The sequence below is a fragment of the Thermococcus sp. 101 C5 genome (genome assembly GCF_009372125.1).
Lineage (GTDB): Archaea > Methanobacteriota_B > Thermococci > Thermococcales > Thermococcaceae > Thermococcus_A > Thermococcus_A bergensis.
Genome location: NZ_WHIZ01000008.1, coordinates 15635 through 32599 on the forward strand (window position 1 = coordinate 15635; position 16965 = coordinate 32599).

Below are 16965 nucleotides of genomic sequence, written 5' to 3' on the forward strand. Positions count from 1 at the left end.
CTGTGAGGGCTTTAATCATTGGAGTCGGTCAGTGTGGAACAAAGATAGCTGACCTATTTGCCCTTGTTAACTTTGAAGCGCTGGCTATAAATACTTCCAAAAGTGACCTCGATTACCTAAAGCACATCCCAGAGGACAGGAGGATACTCGTTGGCGAAAGCCTAACAGGGGGAAAGGGAGTAAACGCCAATCCGGTGCTGGGAAGAGAAGCCATTAAAAGGGACCTTCCACTGGTGATGAAAAAGATAAGCTCAATGGTCGGCTACAGTGACGTTGATATCTTCTTCCTAACATTTGGCTTCGGGGGAGGAACCGGGGCAGGAGGAGCGCCGGTTCTGGCAGAAGCGCTAAAAGAGGAATACCCTGAGTCCCTTGTAGTGGCCATAGGGGCCCTGCCCTTGAAGGAAGAGGGCATACGGCCCACAATAAACGCGGCAATAACCATAGACAAGCTCTCTAAGGTAGTGGACTCGATAATAGCGATAGACAACAACAAGCTGAAGGAAAGTGCCGAGGACATATCCAAAGCTTATGAAAAGATAAACTACACGATAGTTGAGAGAATAGCCTCCCTTTTGGCTTTAATAGACGTTCCCGGTGAACAGACGCTTGACGCAAGTGACTTAAAATTCGTTCTCAATGCCTTTGGAAGCTTTGCCACAGTGGGCTATGCGAAGGCCGAAGCAAACAAGGTCAAGAACATCTCTCGCCTAATCTTGAAGTCCTTTGAAAACGAAGGGCTTTACCTCGAGGCCAACATAGAGTCGGCCCTTTATGGATTGGTCGCCATTCACGGTCCGCCGGAGCTCCTAAAGGCAAAGGACATCTTTGAAGCCCTTGAATATCTAACAAGGAAGATAAAGGGCAAGCAAATTTTCCGGGGCTTTTATCCGGATCCAAGGGAGAAGGAGATAGAAGTTGTGACACTTTTGAGCGGTATATACGAGAGCAAGAGCATAGAAGATATAGTGGTTACTGCCAAAAAATACGCCCATGCATTCATGAAAGCAAAAGAAGAAGCCGAAACAAAGAAAAAGGAACTTTTAACCGGATTGCCGGACTTTGATGACATTTACCCGGGTGAGGCAGATGAAAGACTCGGTTGAAGTGGCTTTGGAGCTCGATGAGAACGAGGTTTATGCCCACATAGCCAAAGAAAGTGCAGAGGATATGGTAAGGATAATCTCCTCAATAGATGCCGAGAGGGCAAGGAACAGGGGAGAAGTGATATACTACGAAGACGATTGGGACGATTTAATAAGACAGAGAGTCGCAAAAGGAAAAAGGCACACGGCATTTGACTTTTACAACCCTTCCCTTCTTACGATCTGGGAGAACAAAGTTAAAGATATGAAGAGGGTTAAAAACACCTTCAGGCTTGGCTTGGCTTTGATTGGCATTTCCATAGCTTTGGGAATTGCTCTTACAGTACTCTACTCTGAGCCTTGGTTCCTTATACCTTTAAGCACTCTTCCACTCGTGCTGTTCTTACTTGACTACAAAAAGCACTCCTTAGATATAAGCTATTACCAGCTCACCCAGCTTTTCATTGATGAACTGAAGGAGCTTTTAAAGAAGCACAAGCTAAATGCAGAGCAGTATAAGTTTAAGATTTTCAACAATGACTACTTTGGAGTCTCAATTAAAAAGCTCGGGGGGAATGTTTTTGCGGTTGTAACAGGGGAGAATAAAGAAAGTGTTAAATAACTTAGCGACGTTTATTATTAGTGAGTGTGAGAGAAATGAAAAAAGGCCAAATCTCGCTTGAGTTTCTTTTTATCTTCGTGCTGTTTGTAGTACTTCTAACCTTCTCGGTTAGAAATATAACTTTCTCAAGTGAGCAGTCTTCAGATATGTTGAGAATTCAGGTTAGTGAGGAGGCAAAGCTGTTCGCGAACACCATTTCCAATGCAATTTCTCAAGTTTACGCCCAAGGGCCTGGCGCGAAGGCTACCGAGTACTTCACGTTCAAATATCTAAATGATGACTACTTCCTTACGAAGGCCTTCTCTATGGAGGGGACCCCGCAGCTTTTAATAGGGTATAAAAACGGAACTTATGTTGTGATTTTGGATAGTGATAATCCCGTTGTGAATTTAAACGAGGCAGACACAGCAAAGAAAAACTACTTCTGGAGCAGATCCCTCTATGCCGTTGATTTATCAAACAATGCTTCAATTTACGCTCCAAACAATACTATAGGAGACTATGCAGGGGTATTTGTGAACGCTACGGATTTGCCCTCGACATTGAGAATTATTGTTGAGTGGAATCCCGATAAGAACGAGACCTGGGTGTTTAACTCCACGAGTGAAGAGCTCAAGATAAACCTTAACCTCGGTGGTTAGCATGAGGGCCCAGATAAGCTTGGACTTGCTTTTTGCGTTTGTGCTGGTAACCTTAACAATGTTAAATCTCATTTATCTCTCAAACAGTGAGATAGCCCATGCTGAGAGCTTTGATGTGATGGCGAAGGTTAGGGTATTCTCAACTGAGATAGTTGATCATACCGCAAAAGTCTATGCTGTAGGCGAAGGCTACAGCCTTAAGGAGGAGCCGCCTCAAATAGAGGGTGCGGAGTTTAATATAACCTTCAATGGAGCAGAAAACAAAATAATAGTAAACGTCACAGTAAACGGAAAGAGCTACTGGGTTGTTAAGAATTCAACGGTCCCTATAGCTAATGCATCTATAGTTGTTGAGAGCGGAGGAGAGTTCTGGATAAAAACAGTGAAAATAGGTGATATGCTCTATGCGAACATCACGAAGGGCACAAACGGCAATTGAAATGGTGTTTATACTCTCTATCATTTTCATCGGATTAATCCTCATTGTTCCTTCATATGTGGAGAACAACACGAACGTGGCGATAGTGGGTTACGTGAGAAGCTCCGTTTCAAAGGCAGTTGATTACCTAAACACCGGCATAATGACGAATGAGGAACCTTACAGCTATTTAAACCCAATACTGGCAAATATTACAGAAAATCCCCATTTGTCTATTAAGAGCCTGACATCCGAGGAGACTGGGAGCGAAGTTACTATAAAAGTTACCCTATCGACTCCATTCCAGTCAATTGAAACTCTTCCCAGCCTAGCGGAAAATATAACTGCCTTTGTAAAGAAAGACCTCGTCGAAAACTTTAGGTTCACCGATAACAATGGAGTTTTATCTTACGGCGGGAAAACGGTAAATATAGAAATTGATGTGGTGAGAGGATGAGGAGAAAGGGCCAATTACTTTCAATTGATGCACTGCTTTCACTGGTTATCGTTGTTATGGTTGTTGGGGTAGTTATGAATACCAACGATATGATAAAGGCTGAGATAACCGGTCTCCTGGACTGGTATGATAGGGCAAACATAGCCAACAACATGCTTGATGTCCTGACCAAAAACCCTGGTTATCCTGAGAACTGGGAGGAGGACGTGAGCAGCGTGAGAATGGTGGGCTTGAGAGATAACGATTATCCATTTGCCTTGGATTATGAGAAGATTCTTGCACTAAACAGGTCAAAAGAAGATGTAACAAGTATTTTAAATCAGCTTGTCCATGGAAAAGACTTTTTGTTTGAGGTCTATGTTTCCAAGTTTAATTTAAGTGTTTCTGGAAGTTTTCCAAAGATTTATTTAAATAACGTCACATTTGCAAATCCAAGGGGAACTCCTCCGGGTGTAAATTTTAATATAACTAAGAAAGAAAGTGAAAATCCGAATAGTGATAATAGTGAGTTTGAAGCAAGTTACATTGAAGTTAGGAATATTGGAGGCATAAGTTATGTGAATGGAGATATATGTGGCTTACTCACAGGTAATAATCTTGTGTTCGATGAGAAAACTGGTTTCTATTATCTAAAATTTATAACTTTGGATTCCATTTGGATAAAGGCAAGGCGAGGTCAGGGGGGTGGGGAAAATTGGATTTCTCCTTCCCCACTTGCTTTGCCTCCAGGAGTTGTAATTGAGATCTTTATAAATCCTCTTACCCAAAGTAATTTTAAGATAACGTTCTCGCCGGACGGATGTCCGCAAAATGGTGCTTCTCCATTTATTTTTAAGTTTACTGGCAACGGTAATGTTGTAGTTAGTGTATCGGGATATGAAAATGTTTTCCCAACCTTAAACTCCTCTTACACATCAGTAAGAGACCTCTTGGGTGCTGGAGAAACACTTTATTGGTTTTCCTTAATCAATGGCACCTTTGTGGATGACATTAACCTCATAAAATCCTCAATGGCGAGTTCCCCATGGATAGAGCCGGTTGAGAGAACGATAGTATTTCCAAAATTTGCGTACAACCTTTCCTCCGGACCTTCAGCTGAGGAGCCCCTCATCTATGGCTTCATGAGGTATAATCCATTAGAAGGGACCTCAATAAGGATTAGAGTTAACTCGACCAACTATGGTAACCTAACACTGTTGAGTAAACTTGGAACAGAGATTAGAGCACTTTTTGTCTATGGGAACTCTACAGACCTTAACGCAACTCTGGTGTGGTACGAGAATGGAAATGCAACGTTAAAAGCATATGAAGGGGTTAACGGTACAGTAACAATGTCCTTCGAGGAGCTATTTGGCTCTTCAGATACTACAAATAAACTCATAGGGCTCTGGCTTTATTCCCTAGAAGGATGGAATAGGAGTGACGTCACGATTGAAGTAGTCCCGACCATAGAATATATGCTGGAGCCGAAATTTGAAGACGTTATAACAAAACTCTGGGTGTGGGATGACGGATGAAGAGGAGGGGGTTTATATTCACGCTTGATGCCTTGCTCTCATTGGTCTTGGTTATGGTCTTCGTGAGTAGCATTGTTATAATAGCGGAGGATACTAATATCTATTCAACATACTTGAGAGAACAGAGCAAGTATATTGCTGAAGATACTCTCACCATCTTGAGGACAGTTTCTTTGAGAGATGTTGTTCCTTCAGAGGTCCTTAAAGAGTGGAAAGAAGGTAGCGATCCTTTACTAATCTCTCCATTAGTAAATGAAGATATGAGCCCTCTTGATATCACCGCTACTTATTGGTCGGTAGATCCTCTCTATCCTTCTCTGGATTTAAGGCACAAAGCAGAAGTTATTTTGGGTTATATTCTGAACATAACCTTAGAAGACTATAACTATGAACTTTTGATAAACAACTACACGAGCCCCTACCTCCGTAAGATAGGCTCCAATTCCTCAAAGGCCCCTGACGTTTCACCCGCCACCCTTGTTCTGAGCGGTTACGCCTACAACCAGACGCCGAGGGGATATATGGCGAGGGCTTATCTGACGAAACTGGGGAGCAAAGAAAATATGTACACCGTCAGAGGAGGTTATATATACGCTAGGACGGACTCTTCTGATGATGCCGTTGTTATTAAGTATATAATCCCCGCAGATGCCATCCCAAAAGACGCCGAGATTGAAGAGATAGAATGGTTCTTAGAGCCGGCATGGGTGGGTTCGAATTATGATGTGTACTTAAATGGTAACCTTATATGGAGCAGCTATGTGAATTACAATGCCAGACTCGACGATACGAACCCAAGTGGGGGTCTTCAGCTGATAGAGAACTTTGTTCCGGGACAGCAGAACGTATTCGAAGTCAGGGTTTACAAAAGTAGGTACGACGGTGGTGAGGACGGTGCTCAGTATATAAAGATTAAATACCGCACGTCGGTTCCCTCAACACTCAGATTCCCCAGGAGGTTCTATTTCGAAGATGTAACTGCCAGATATGGCATCACCGCATGGAAATACCTGTTCATGCCTGGAATACTGCATTCTCTGAATATTCAAATAGCCGTTGGGAACGTTAGTGAGACTACCCCTGTAAGTCTATCCTTCATGTTTGATACCGAAGTCAACATACTCCCCACAGGCTGCACATACGAAAGTTCCACCCATATAAAAACATGTTACTGGGATAACTCAACCATATCAACTTCTCTTAACTTCGCTGGATATAACTACTCGCAAATCTCAAGCAGGTACACCACGATAATTGTTAGGGCGGGAGGGGAGAATATATACTACAATCCAAGAATCCACTTAATCGGAAATGAATCCTTTGTTGATGCACAATACAACACTGGCTTACTGCTAACTCCCTACACCATAGACATCACCGAGCCCATATCCCTTCCAAATAGTGACTGGACGCGCAACATAAACATAAACTTCAATGTTCCCCCTGGAGTCATGCCTTTATGGGTGAGATTTCAATTCCCGTGGTTATACTACACGGGAACCAATCCAAGTCAGGTGATAACGGTTGATAACGACTTAATTTCCCCCACCGATATCTACAGGCATCCACCCAATCCATTCATATATGCCCTGGCCAGAGTTGGATACATGGCGAATACGTTCGATTACCAGTATAACCCCCTACCCCATGCAATAGCCAATGGAGACAATACCCTGAGCATTTCTCTTGGTTATGGGTATTACCTGCAACCCAAGAATGGAGATGGTGAACTAACATATATTATCCAGGCGTACGCCGGCTATGGAGAGGTGTTTCCAAAACTTGTGAGACCCGGATGCACCGGATACAACATTACATACTATTGGAGCGGGGACTCAAATCCCCACTATGTAATCGTTGGAGAGCCCCCATACTGCGATATAACCGCAAATGACCTATTAACGAACAGAACCACCTATGCGGTAGATGATGCCATAATACGGCTCTTCAACAATCTGGGAGGAAATGGGACCCAGACTGACCCAATACTAATAGAACTACCCGCTAATGTGAATATAGACTTCGCCCCGATGGGCAACATACCCAGCCTGTTTGAACCCATAACCATAACCCTAAGGGTCTGGAGGGATAACGGATGAGGAAGCGGCGGGCTTTCCTGATTAACTCAACAGTCCTACTCCTGATCATACCCCTGATGCTCCTCTTAGCCACCTATGAGGACGTCTCGTCCCAGATAATAGTGGCCCAGAGCGAGAGGACTCAGGTCGAGAGAACATACAGGGTGGTATCGTACTTTGAGCTGGACTTCCAAAAGGCGCTGGAGCTCTCCGGGAAGAGGGCCGTGGTGGCGGCAGTGGATTACGTGGCGGTTACGGGGAATTTTATAAGCCCTGTATACGGGGTCAACAACACCATCAGGGATTTAATTTTGACGGGTACGTCGTCGAGCATGCCCGGGTACGATTTTGACAGGGTCATGAAAGGACAGAGTATGAGGAAATGGCTCATGAATATGAGTCAGGAGCTTGAGGAACAGGGCTTTGAGCTCTCTCCAAGTGTGGATGAAATAGCTGACAATATAAGCATCACGGTAGCACCCCTCGATTCATTTAGGGTTGTTGTAAAAGCCAGAATTCCAAACGTGACCATCAGGGATTTATCCGGCAGGACCATCTACACGGGCCCGATACCAAGAAGCGGAGGTTACATATATTCAATAGTGAATCTTGAAAATCTTGAGGATTCTTTCTTCTCGGCAATGACGGGAGGCAGGTACCAGCGGTCAATTAGGGCATGCTCCTATCCCTTCCCCGAACTCATTGACAGGCCAATAAAGGTTTTGAGTGGGGATGGGAAGAGCAGTGAGCCCCATGTGCCCGGAGAGCTTATAAAACACCTGGAGTCCGACAAGATTTATTTTGGAGATTATTATCCCGGAGATGGTGCGAGGGCATACGTTTTGATGAACGGTTCGGTGGATCAAACGGACGCACCCATAATAGTCAACACAACCCTGAACGGGATTAGAATATCCCCGCTTGATGTGTTTAACAACAATGATATGGGTGTTCTGGTATTTGATAACGTGGGCGGGGGAACATCAGGAGGTTGGTGCTCTTCACTCGGATATAGATTGAATCTGACTATTCAGAATAATGTTGGCATTGATTTAACGGATTTCCAAGTTCCAATTGTTATTGACAGCACGACTTTTCCAGATCCTGCTTTAACGACATTCTTTAACACTGCAGATAGCGATAGAGACAATATCCCAGTTATTGAAATTTATGGTAAAAATTGCAATCCAATTAATTTCTGGATTGAAAATTGGGATACGGCAACTAAGCAAGCTTTAATATGGGTTAATGTTACAATCCCAGCGAGCTCCTCAATAACCCTTGGGATATACTTTGATTCAAGTGGAACAGAAACTCTTGGGAGTCCCGAAAAAGTGTTTGATTTTTATGATGATTTCAATGAGGGTACACTGGATACTAAAAAGTGGGAACAGTATAATGCACAAGTATCCTTCATTAATGGGGTATTAAGAATTACCAATGATTACGCAGGCATATACACAAAGAAAACCTTTACTCCACCTGTTATAATTGAGTTTCGGCAAAATATTAAGAACAGCTGGGCGGAACTTTATATTGCCGTTAGGCAAGCTTCTTATCCTTGGGGTCCCTTATGGTGGGTGAGACGTAATCATGTACAGCCAGCAGAATGGTCGTATTTAGATGATCATCAGTATGGAAGATATCATGAGGAAGATCTAAATCTTCCACGTGGTTGGCATAAAGGAACAATATATTGGTTTAAGTATAATTCGAGATTGGAATGGGATACTGGTGCAGTAGTATACAACACATATAACACTTACCAAGATTACAAGGGCGCAATTGCGTTGGGAACATGGGATAAGAACCAAGAGTGGGATTGGATACGTGTCCGTAAATATGCATCGATTCCTCCAACAGTTACGATGTCCAACCAAATAGACACAATACCTACCTCCCCAACAACCTATTCAAATGCCCGCGCCTACGACCTCCAGCCTTTCATAGACTGCCTCATAGACCAGCGGTACTTTGGGATCGAAAACGGCTGGTCCTTCTTCGAGCGCCTCGAGGGAAGCAACGTAAACCACGACGCGTACGTGACCCTCGCCCACAGGATGCAGGACGAGCTCGGGGTTAAATACGGAGATAGATACTATCCCATAGGTCTCGTCAGCTTTATGATACCGCACGCAAACTACGATGAGAAGCTCTTCAATTTATTTAGGACCCTGGGGATTTCGGTGGAGGAAGGGCAGTCCAGCGTGGACTACTATTTCCTCAACTACTATTTTAAGGGCGATTCAAAGGTCTCAGGGTTCAGAGTGTGGGGAATTTCCCAGGGAGTAATATCAAGCGGAGATTTAAGCACAATTCCGTTCTTCCTCGACGAAGACACCGCAGAGGCAATATTCGGAAGCCAGGGAGCTCAGGATTTGCTTAGCACGGGGTGATAATCATGAACCTTGATGAAATCCTCTATAAAGTGGGTGAAGCAGCTGAGTCCTTTGCCGTGAAATCAGCAAAGTGGACAAAAAGAACCCTAGATGAGATAATTAAACCCACTCCATCAAAAACTCCCCCAAAGTTTAGGCTCCTTAAAAAGCTAATAAAGAGAGAACTCACGGTTCATGAGCTCTTAAGCTTGAGCATTCAGCTTTCCTTTATTGCCTATCTCCTATCATCTCTCCTCCTAGTCCTCTTTGGAAATGAGCTTTACCTTGCTCTGCTTTTTGTTGTCTACTTTCTCTACCTGAGATACACCATCTTAAAAAATCGAGAATTCTTCATTGAAGTTGAGCCCTACAGGTTCTTCTACTACGGTCTTACCGTAATTGCGTTTTTATCCTTCTTGGGGTATCTCGTAATAAGGAGGTTCGCAAAGAACGTTTACTACTTCTACGGCTATTTAATTGCAATTTTTGGAGTTGTGCTTGTTTTTAGGTACCTCTACAAATCAAAGTTCACAAGGGACTGGACGTACGGTGTCGTGGAGGAGGTAAAAGGAGAGCTCGTGAAAGTTGACGTTCATGATGACATAAGGGCCAACGTTAAGCCCGGCAAGTACTGGGTCGAGAGCGCGGAGGAAGTTGAAGTAGGTGATATAGTGAAAGTTCTTGTGGAGGAAAGAGTCTTCAGGAGCTCCCTTCCCAAAAGGGTGCTGGAGGTTCACAAAGTAAAGCCATCATCGTCAAATACCACCACAGAGCCAAAAGCCGAAAGTGAGAGCAGTAACAATAAGTAGAGAGAGGTGTATGGTTCCCGTTTATATGTTTTCACGAACCCCTCTCCGTTTTTAATTATAAGGGGCTCCACTTCCTTAGAGGGCGGCTGGATAATAATTTCCCCTTCCCGAAATTCGCACTCTAAATTGAGGCCCTCACATATTCTCTCAATAAACCTACTTGCCCTTTTGTACTCCCTGATCTCTAAGCTGTAGTATATGGTGTACCCCATAAAACCACCTACTACTGAGAAAAGTAAAAAATGTAATTTTAAAAAGTTTTCTGTTTGCTGGGGTGAAATAGTTACTTCTCTTCTAGCTTTCTCAGATCAATTCTTTCTATGCCCAGCTTATCATAAACGTTATCGGAACTTATTATTCTCCCCTGGCAGTTTGCTGCGTGAAATGCATCAAAAACGTTTACCCCGTACTCTTTAATATAAATCGCGGCTTTGAGGTATTTTGTGTCCTCTATGTTGCATATCGCCATAACGCTTGAGGCAATTTTAACTGGATCAAGATCATATCGTTTGGCTAAAAGCATTAGCTCAATAAAAGTGACCTCCGATGTTGTAATCTGTCCCTTGTATTCTTTGAGTATCTTCTTTGCATTCTTTTTCAGCCAATCGTTTGGCTTTAGAAGAGCGAGAAAAAAGTCTGTATCTGCATAAATCATTGTAATTCCTCCAGAGCTTGTTTTAGTATTTCTCTCTTGAGTTCCTCAATTGATTTCTCTGGGAGGCTTTTTCCAATTTTTTCAAGTTCTTCTATCGGATTTTCGGGTTTTGGGATTATTAATATTCCTTCTGGAGTTTCTACCAAATATACCTCCCCGTGGATCCGCTTTCTCATGCTTTTTGGGATATAAACTCTGCCCTTAGAATCTATTTTTGAGATCATTTTCCCACCATGAAAAAATAAGTGGGAAAATATATAAGCTTTTTCCACAAGGCTAAAGCTCCCCACAGAGCTGGGCAAAGTTTCTGTATATGTCACTTCCCCTTTCTGTATGTGCAACCTCCGGATGGAACTGGACCCCATAAATTGGCAGTTCTCTGTGCTTCATAGCCTCAACCAGGCAGAATTCGCTCTTAGCTAAGAGCTCAAACTCTTTTGGAAGCTCTTTGACTTCGTCCATGTGGCTCTCCCAGACCTTAAGCCTTTTTGGGAGTCCCTTGAAGATTTCATTCTCCTCGAGTATCTCAATCTCAACAAGACTGTATTCTGCTTTTTCTCCTCTACCAACTTTGCCGCCGAAGTGTTTCGCTATAAGCTGGTGTCCCAAGCATATTCCAAGTATGGGCACGTTGAAGTCTTCATAGTTTTCTAAGATAGCCTTGCAGTTTCCAGTTCTTTCCAAATCTGGCCCACCTGAGAAGATAATCCCTTTGGGCTTCATTGCTTTTATCTCTTCAAGCGGCGTTGTGTTTGGGATTATTTTGGCTTCAATGCCAAGATATCGGAGCGTTCTCCAGATCCTGTGAACGTACTGACCGTGGTTATCCATTATGAGTATCATTTCGCATCACTCAAACTCAATTGTAGCAGGGGGCTTGTTGGTTATGTCGTAGAGAACCCTTCCCACCTGAGGAATCTCGCTTGTTATTCTGAAGGCTATTCTCTGAAGTACCTCAAAGGGAACGTCCATTGCATTTGCCGTCATGCCGTCTAGGCTCTCAACGACCCTAACTGCCACTGTCTCTTTGTAGGCCCTTATGTCTCCCTGCACGCCAACGGTTTTAACCCTGAGGAGTACGGCAAACGCTTGCCATGGCTTTAAACCGGCTTTTTCAATCTCTTCCTCCACTATTGCATTAGCCTCCCTCACTATGGCTATTTTCTCCGGTGTCACTTCCCCAATAACCCTCACAGCTAATCCTGGCCCCGGAAATGGCATGCGGTTGTATATCTTTTCTGGCAGACCGAGCTCTTTTGCTACCTCCCTAACCTCGTCTTTGTAGAGCTCCCTTAGGGGTTCAATGAGCTTGAGGTTCAGCCTCTCAGGCAAGCCGCCTACATTGTGGTGGCTTTTTATCTTCCCCTGGCTTTCAATCCAGTCTGGGGCTATAGTGCCCTGAATTAAGAAATCAGCGTTGATTTCTCTTGCCACTTCCTCAAATACATCTATGAACGTCTTTCCTATGATTTTTCTCTTTTTCTCTGGATCGGTTACACCTTTAAGTGCTTCAAAAAATCTCTCTTGGACATCTACATAGATTAAGTTCAAGCCGAACTCGTCCCTGAAGGTCTTTACAACGAACTCGGGTTCTCCTTTCCTCAAAAACCCTGTGTTTACAAAGACAGCGTATAGCTTATCTCCAATTGCTTTGTGGGCCAATATTGCGGCTGTCGAGCTGTCCACGCCTCCGCTTAGTGCTATTATTGCCTTTCCATCTCCAACGGTCTCTCTAATTTCATTAACCTTTTCCTCGATGAATTTCTCCCACATGAGCGTCACCTTCAACATAAAATTGTAAAATCTGATTTAAAAATTTTGCTATTTTAGACATAAAAATGCTAAAGATCACCTCTCGAAGGGGTAGTTGGGGGCTTCATTCGTTATGACTATGTCGTGCGGGTGGCTCTCTCTAACTCCCGCGTGGGTTACTATCACAAACTGCCCTTTCTCCTTAAGCTCTTCAATGTTCCTTGCTCCAACGTAGCCCATTCCGGCTTTTAGTCCTCCTATAAGCTGGTAAAGCACTTCGCTTACTCTGCCTTTGTATGGAACAACTCCTTCAACGCCTTCCGGTACGAATTTTCTCGTTTTCATGTGTCCCTTCTGGTAATACCTCTCTGCTCCTCCCTTCATCATTGCTCCCAAGCTTCCCATTCCTCTATATTGCTTGTACTTTCTTCCGTTTATTGTTACTTCCCTTCCCGGGGCCTCTTTAGTTCCCGCCAGAAGGTTCCCCAGCATAACCGCGTCTGCTCCTGCCGCTATAGCCTTGACGATGTCCCCGGAATACCTTATGCCTCCATCCGCTATTACCCTAATACCGTATTCTCCTGCCCTATCCGCGACCATCGAGATTGCCGTTATCTGCGGAACTCCAACTCCCGCTACAATTCTCGTTGTGCATATGCTTCCCGGCCCTATACCCACTTTCACGGCATCTGCAAAGGTTAAGTCGTCGACAGCTTTTGGGTTTGCTATATTTCCGACTATCATCTCTGCGTCGATTTTGTTTCTCATTTCTTTCATCGCTTTTATTGCCTTGAGGTTGTGTGCGTGAGCTGTATCAACGACAATAACATCCACTCCAGCTTTATCTAGGGCAAGGGCTCTCTCCATGTCAAAGGGGGACACCGCAGCGGCAACCCTTAACCTGCCTTCTTCGTCCCTAACTGCGTTTTTGTACTTTTTCCTTGCCAAAAGGTCGCTTATGGTTACAATCCCAACCAGTTTGCCCTCTTTATTCACTATGGGCACTCGGTCTATGTTGTTCTCTATCATGAGGCTCATTATTTCTTCTATGCTTGCCGTTTCTTTTGCCGTTATGACGTTTCTTGTCATGATGTCCCTAACCTTTTCCCCTTCCCTTGTCGTGATGTCTGTTTTTGTGATTATTCCGACCAGTTCCCCCTCTTCCACCACTGGAAGTCCATCTATGCCCTCTTTTTCCATCAAGAAAAGTGCGTAGTCGATGCTCTCTTCTGGAGAGATCGTGATGACTTCCTCAATAGTTTCTTCCCTCTTAACTTTCCTGACCATCTCTGCCTGCTCTTCTATGCTCATGTTTCTGTGGATAACTCCCAGCCCGCCTTCCCTTGCCATAGCTATTGCCATCTCCCACTCTGTAACGGTATCCATCGCTGCACTGAGAATTGGGATGTTAAGTTTGATTTTTGGTGTTATCTGGGTAGAAACGTCAACATCTTTCGGCTCCACTTCAGTTGCCTGTGGAATTAAGAGCACATCATCAAAGGTGTACCCCTTTATTGCATTGACAAGTTTTTGTGTAAATTTCCTCATTCTTTTTCTCCTCCTCACCCTTTTTAAGGTGAGAACCCATAGGGCTTTTAAAGTTTACTTTGCAAAACTTTTGCTAATAATACGTGAAGTATTAACAAATTCTTGTCAAAACTTGGGAGGAAGAAGTTTAGTTGAAACTATTCGTATCACGTTTGGATTTTCTCTTTTGGTTTTTCTGTTTTCTGAAGGATTAATTTTGAGTTTAAGGATGTTCCAATAAGACTTTAGAAGAATTGAAAGCTGTTGGCTGGGTATGTGCAATAAAATTTGAGGAACTAGGGGCATTTTGAAGTAGCAAAGCTAAGTTAAAATCTCGGCAAGTTTATCTTCTTCAATTGCCTGTCTTATCTCTCTAGCGATTCTCCTCCCTGTGCTCATTGGTTCGTTGTATCTGAGCCATGTGTAGGGGGAGCCGTGTATGAAAGGATTAGTCCCGGCTACAATTCTCGCTGAGATCTCGAAAACCACAAAATCCATATCCTCAGTTATCACTCCCTCAAGACAGAATGGCCCCCATAAACCATTCATAAGCCTCTTTGAGGCCTTTATTACATTCTCGCCGGCTTCTATAATGCCCATAAGGAGACTTTCCCTGAGCACTATTGGAATATTGCCTATGACTGTGTAACTGGGTTCTAATCCAATTTTGAGCTGCTGTTCTGCATTTATTCTGCCTATTGCGTCCGCGTTGCTTTCATATCTTTTATCAATGCTCATGAGTTCAAGTTCTCCATTGAGCTTTGAGTAGAAGAAGTGGGGATAAACTGGAACTCCTATAACGTATTCTTGTATTTGAACTTCTCTTAGGTCTTCCTTGCTCTTAACTCCCAAATTTGAGACTTTTTCCCAGAACTCCTCTGGTGTTTTTGCGATGAAATAGCCTTTGCCTCCTTTGGCTCCATGAGGTTTAACTATCACTGGCCTATCTATATCATCTGGGTCTTCGATAACTTCTGGGACTCTTATTTTTGCTTCTATGAGCCACTTTCTCTCAAGTGCTCTGTCACTTTCCCATCTGAGAACTTTTTTGTTTCCGTAATACAAAGCTCTCATGCTCTCAACTCTCTCAATGCCGAGATGGGCTACAAATGAGCCAGTCGGGACTATTATTGCTTTTCTCTTAAGCAGGTCTTCTTCGGGGTATTCTTGAGGAATGAATTCGTCTGCAACAGGAAAATACTTAGTGTAAAGTGGTCTAACTCTTTCTCTTCCAAAGGCAAGTGTTTTGAATCCCTCCTGTCTCGCCCCATGAAGTATTTGAAGTGCTGAGTGAGAGGCATAAGTCGCGATTCTAAACTCCATTCTATCACCAAGAAAATGTAAAAATTAACAGTTTTTAAGGTTTATCTTTACAGAAAAATGTAAAAACTAAAGGACCTTTCTTAGAAAATATTCGTGCAATCTAGTGTCTCCTGTAAGTTCGGGATGGAAAGTTAAACCAATTAAGCTGTCTTGTTCAACTCCCACAACCTCGTTCTTGTAATAACCTATAGGTCTTGCTCTCCCAAAGACTTCCACGATACGAGGGGCTCTTATGAAGACGCCCAAAAATGGATTTTCATCGAAAGTTAATCTTACAGTAGCTTCAAAGCTGTCCACTTGGCGACCATAAGCATTTCTGCTGACCTCGACATCAAGAAGCTCGAGAAACCTCTGTCCATCGATAGCTCCTTTGACATGTTTTGCTAGAAGTATCAGTCCTGCACATGTTCCCATTATTGGAAGTCCACTTTCACCAAGCTCTTTAACTTTATCAAAAAGGCCGTTCTTCATCATTAGCCTTGAAATTGTTGTGCTCTCTCCGCCGGGAATTATTATTGCATCCACATCCCCCAGCTGCTCCGGCTTTCTTAGCCATAAGGCTTTTCCATTAATCCCTATACGCCCCATAGCCCTTCTTATAGCCTCTATGTGCTCGCTTACAGCCCCCTGAACCCCTATCACACCTACTTTCATACACCTCTCTCCTCCAGGCGAACTTCGAGCTGTTCTATGCTAAGACCTTTCATTGGCTCGCCTAAGTCTTTGCTTATCTCGACTATTACGTCTGGCTCATCGTAGTGGTTAACTGCCTCAACTATTGCCCTTGCCATTTTTTCTGGATTTGAGCTCTTGAAAATTCCGCTTCCAACGAAAACGCCATCCATACCCATTTGCATCATTAAAGCAGCATCGGCTGGTGTTGCCACACCTCCGGCGGCAAAGTTGACCACGGGCAATCTTCCCAGCCTTTTAATCTCAAGAAGGATTTTGTAAATTTCATCGACTATCTCTCTATAGGTGTATCCATCATAAACTGGCTCGTTGTTCAGGATTTTAGGCTCAAGTCCGCTTATTTCTCTCACTTCTAAAGCCAGCCTTATGTAGGGCTCGGCAAACTTCTCCGCAACTCCGTACACCTGCTCATCCGTCGTCCTCTGAAGGAGCTTTATGTTATCGTTCACCAGCCTAACGTGCCTCACGGCTTCAACGATGTTTCCAGTTCCTGCCTCACCTTTCGTTCTTATCATTGCTGCTCCTTCCCATATTCTTCTCACAGCTTCGCCTAAGTTTCTTGCGCCGCAAACAAATGGCACTTTGAATTTACGCTTATCTACGTGGAAGTACGGGTCAGCCGGTGTTAGAACCTCGCTCTCATCTATCATATCAACACCCAAAGCTTCCAAAGCGAGAGCCTCAGCATAGTGACCTATTCTGATCTTTGCCATAACGGGAATAGTAACGGCATCCATGATTTCCTGAATCTTCTCAACTGGTGCCATTCTTGCAACCCCTCCGGCTTTCCTTATATCTGCTGGAACCTTGTGGAGGGCCATGACTGCAACAGCTCCAGCTTCTTCAGCTATTCTTGCTTGTTCAGCGTTTGTAACGTCCATTATTACTCCGCCTTTTGTCATTTTTGCAAATCCCCTCTTCAAGCGTTCGGTTCCCTTTTGTTCAATTACTTCAAACACCATAATCAATCACCTCAAGTTAATGCTTCCAATTAATTTAAAGTTAAAACT

General features: G+C 43.6%; 17 protein-coding genes. 9 read left to right on the forward strand and 8 right to left on the reverse strand.

All coding sequences use genetic code 11. From position 1 onward, the window contains the following. The first annotated feature begins 2 nt into the window (after positions 1–2). The 9 genes from GBV73_RS02100 to GBV73_RS02140 are packed head-to-tail and all read left to right on the forward strand — an operon-like array spanning position 3 to position 10005. Positions 3–1106 carry a cell division protein FtsZ gene (locus GBV73_RS02100; RefSeq protein ID WP_225807098.1) on the forward strand — a complete coding sequence of 368 codons (1104 nt, stop codon included), beginning with the start codon at positions 3–5 and terminating at the stop codon, positions 1104–1106. Then, on the forward strand, positions 1090–1707 hold the full coding sequence (locus tag GBV73_RS02105; protein WP_042701901.1) for a hypothetical protein: 618 nt from the start codon (positions 1090–1092) through the stop codon (positions 1705–1707). Before GBV73_RS02100 ends, GBV73_RS02105 begins: the two co-directional genes overlap by 17 nt. Before the next feature lie 20 nt (positions 1708–1727). Further along, the gene (locus GBV73_RS02110; RefSeq protein WP_371716979.1) at positions 1728–2348 is read left to right on the forward strand and encodes a class III signal peptide-containing protein; all 621 of its coding nucleotides are present in this window, start codon (positions 1728–1730) and stop codon (positions 2346–2348) included. A 1-nt stretch (position 2349) separates the two neighbouring features. Next, positions 2350–2787: a hypothetical protein gene (locus GBV73_RS02115; protein WP_152878917.1), complete on the forward strand. Its 438-nt coding sequence runs from the start codon at positions 2350–2352 to the stop codon at positions 2785–2787. Further along, positions 2753–3223, forward strand: a complete 471-nt coding sequence (locus GBV73_RS02120; protein ID WP_172967191.1) for a hypothetical protein — start codon at positions 2753–2755, stop codon at positions 3221–3223. The genes GBV73_RS02115 and GBV73_RS02120 overlap by 35 nt, the downstream gene beginning before the upstream one ends. Beyond that, positions 3220–4740 carry a hypothetical protein gene (locus GBV73_RS02125; RefSeq protein ID WP_152878919.1) on the forward strand — a complete coding sequence of 507 codons (1521 nt, stop codon included), beginning with the start codon at positions 3220–3222 and terminating at the stop codon, positions 4738–4740. The genes GBV73_RS02120 and GBV73_RS02125 overlap by 4 nt, the downstream gene beginning before the upstream one ends. After that, positions 4737–6839: a hydrolase gene (locus tag GBV73_RS02130; RefSeq protein ID WP_152878920.1), complete on the forward strand. Its 2103-nt coding sequence runs from the start codon at positions 4737–4739 to the stop codon at positions 6837–6839. Before GBV73_RS02125 ends, GBV73_RS02130 begins: the two co-directional genes overlap by 4 nt. Next, complete coding sequence (locus GBV73_RS02135; RefSeq protein ID WP_152878922.1) at positions 6836–9214, forward strand: DUF2341 domain-containing protein; 2379 nt, start codon at positions 6836–6838, stop codon at positions 9212–9214. Before GBV73_RS02130 ends, GBV73_RS02135 begins: the two co-directional genes overlap by 4 nt. 5 nt (positions 9215–9219) lie before the next feature. Beyond that, positions 9220–10005: a DUF2101 family protein gene (locus GBV73_RS02140; RefSeq protein ID WP_152878924.1), complete on the forward strand. Its 786-nt coding sequence runs from the start codon at positions 9220–9222 to the stop codon at positions 10003–10005. Positions 10006–10288: 283 nt separating this feature from the next. On the opposite strand, the gene GBV73_RS02150 is transcribed toward GBV73_RS02140, so the two are convergent. From GBV73_RS02150 to pdxS, 8 genes are all read right to left on the reverse strand, one after another. Further along, the gene (locus GBV73_RS02150; RefSeq protein ID WP_042701934.1) at positions 10289–10660 is read right to left on the reverse strand and encodes a PIN domain-containing protein; all 372 of its coding nucleotides are present in this window, start codon (positions 10658–10660) and stop codon (positions 10289–10291) included. Beyond that, positions 10657–10884, reverse strand: a complete 228-nt coding sequence (locus GBV73_RS02155; RefSeq protein ID WP_152878928.1) for an AbrB/MazE/SpoVT family DNA-binding domain-containing protein — start codon at positions 10882–10884, stop codon at positions 10657–10659. Before GBV73_RS02155 ends, GBV73_RS02150 begins: the two co-directional genes overlap by 4 nt. Before the next feature lie 52 nt (positions 10885–10936). Further along, on the reverse strand, positions 10937–11503 hold the full coding sequence (locus GBV73_RS02160) for a GMP synthase subunit A (protein WP_152878930.1): 567 nt from the start codon (positions 11501–11503) through the stop codon (positions 10937–10939). A 6-nt stretch (positions 11504–11509) separates the two neighbouring features. Next, a complete protein-coding gene (gene guaA, locus GBV73_RS02165) occupies positions 11510–12433 on the reverse strand; it encodes a glutamine-hydrolyzing GMP synthase (RefSeq protein WP_152878968.1) in 924 nt (307 codons plus the stop codon). A gap of 75 nt (positions 12434–12508) precedes the next feature. Beyond that, entirely contained in the window at positions 12509–13960 is a 1452-nt protein-coding gene (gene guaB / locus GBV73_RS02170) for an IMP dehydrogenase (RefSeq protein WP_152878932.1), read from the reverse strand. 300 nt (positions 13961–14260) lie between these two features. Then, positions 14261–15262 (reverse strand): formate--phosphoribosylaminoimidazolecarboxamide ligase, encoded by a 1002-nt coding sequence (locus GBV73_RS02175; RefSeq protein WP_152878936.1) that lies wholly within the window; start codon positions 15260–15262, stop codon positions 14261–14263. A 66-nt stretch (positions 15263–15328) separates the two neighbouring features. Beyond that, positions 15329–15916 (reverse strand): pyridoxal 5'-phosphate synthase glutaminase subunit PdxT, encoded by a 588-nt coding sequence (gene pdxT, locus GBV73_RS02180; protein WP_152878938.1) that lies wholly within the window; start codon positions 15914–15916, stop codon positions 15329–15331. Next, positions 15913–16917 (reverse strand): pyridoxal 5'-phosphate synthase lyase subunit PdxS, encoded by a 1005-nt coding sequence (gene pdxS / locus GBV73_RS02185; protein ID WP_152878940.1) that lies wholly within the window; start codon positions 16915–16917, stop codon positions 15913–15915. The genes pdxT and pdxS overlap by 4 nt, the downstream gene beginning before the upstream one ends. Between the last annotated feature and the right edge of the window lie 48 nt (positions 16918–16965).

Coding starts and splice junctions, on each gene's coding strand:
- GBV73_RS02105 (WP_042701901.1), top strand. CDS start 1,090: ATGAAAGACTCGGTTGAAGTGGCTTTGGAGCTCGATGAGAACGAGGTT.
- GBV73_RS02115 (WP_152878917.1), top strand. CDS start 2,350: ATGAGGGCCCAGATAAGCTTGGACTTGCTTTTTGCGTTTGTGCTGGTA.
- GBV73_RS02120 (WP_172967191.1), top strand. CDS start 2,753: ATGCGAACATCACGAAGGGCACAAACGGCAATTGAAATGGTGTTTATA.
- GBV73_RS02125 (WP_152878919.1), top strand. CDS start 3,220: ATGAGGAGAAAGGGCCAATTACTTTCAATTGATGCACTGCTTTCACTG.
- GBV73_RS02130 (WP_152878920.1), top strand. CDS start 4,737: ATGAAGAGGAGGGGGTTTATATTCACGCTTGATGCCTTGCTCTCATTG.
- GBV73_RS02135 (WP_152878922.1), top strand. CDS start 6,836: ATGAGGAAGCGGCGGGCTTTCCTGATTAACTCAACAGTCCTACTCCTG.
- GBV73_RS02140 (WP_152878924.1), top strand. CDS start 9,220: ATGAACCTTGATGAAATCCTCTATAAAGTGGGTGAAGCAGCTGAGTCC.
- GBV73_RS02150 (WP_042701934.1), bottom strand. CDS start 10,660: ATGATTTATGCAGATACAGACTTTTTTCTCGCTCTTCTAAAGCCAAAC.
- GBV73_RS02155 (WP_152878928.1), bottom strand. CDS start 10,884: ATGATCTCAAAAATAGATTCTAAGGGCAGAGTTTATATCCCAAAAAGC.
- GBV73_RS02160 (WP_152878930.1), bottom strand. CDS start 11,503: ATGATACTCATAATGGATAACCACGGTCAGTACGTTCACAGGATCTGG.
- guaA (WP_152878968.1), bottom strand. CDS start 12,433: ATGTGGGAGAAATTCATCGAGGAAAAGGTTAATGAAATTAGAGAGACC.
- guaB (WP_152878932.1), bottom strand. CDS start 13,960: ATGAGGAAATTTACACAAAAACTTGTCAATGCAATAAAGGGGTACACC.
- GBV73_RS02175 (WP_152878936.1), bottom strand. CDS start 15,262: ATGGAGTTTAGAATCGCGACTTATGCCTCTCACTCAGCACTTCAAATA.
- pdxT (WP_152878938.1), bottom strand. CDS start 15,916: ATGAAAGTAGGTGTGATAGGGGTTCAGGGGGCTGTAAGCGAGCACATA.
- pdxS (WP_152878940.1), bottom strand. CDS start 16,917: ATGGTGTTTGAAGTAATTGAACAAAAGGGAACCGAACGCTTGAAGAGG.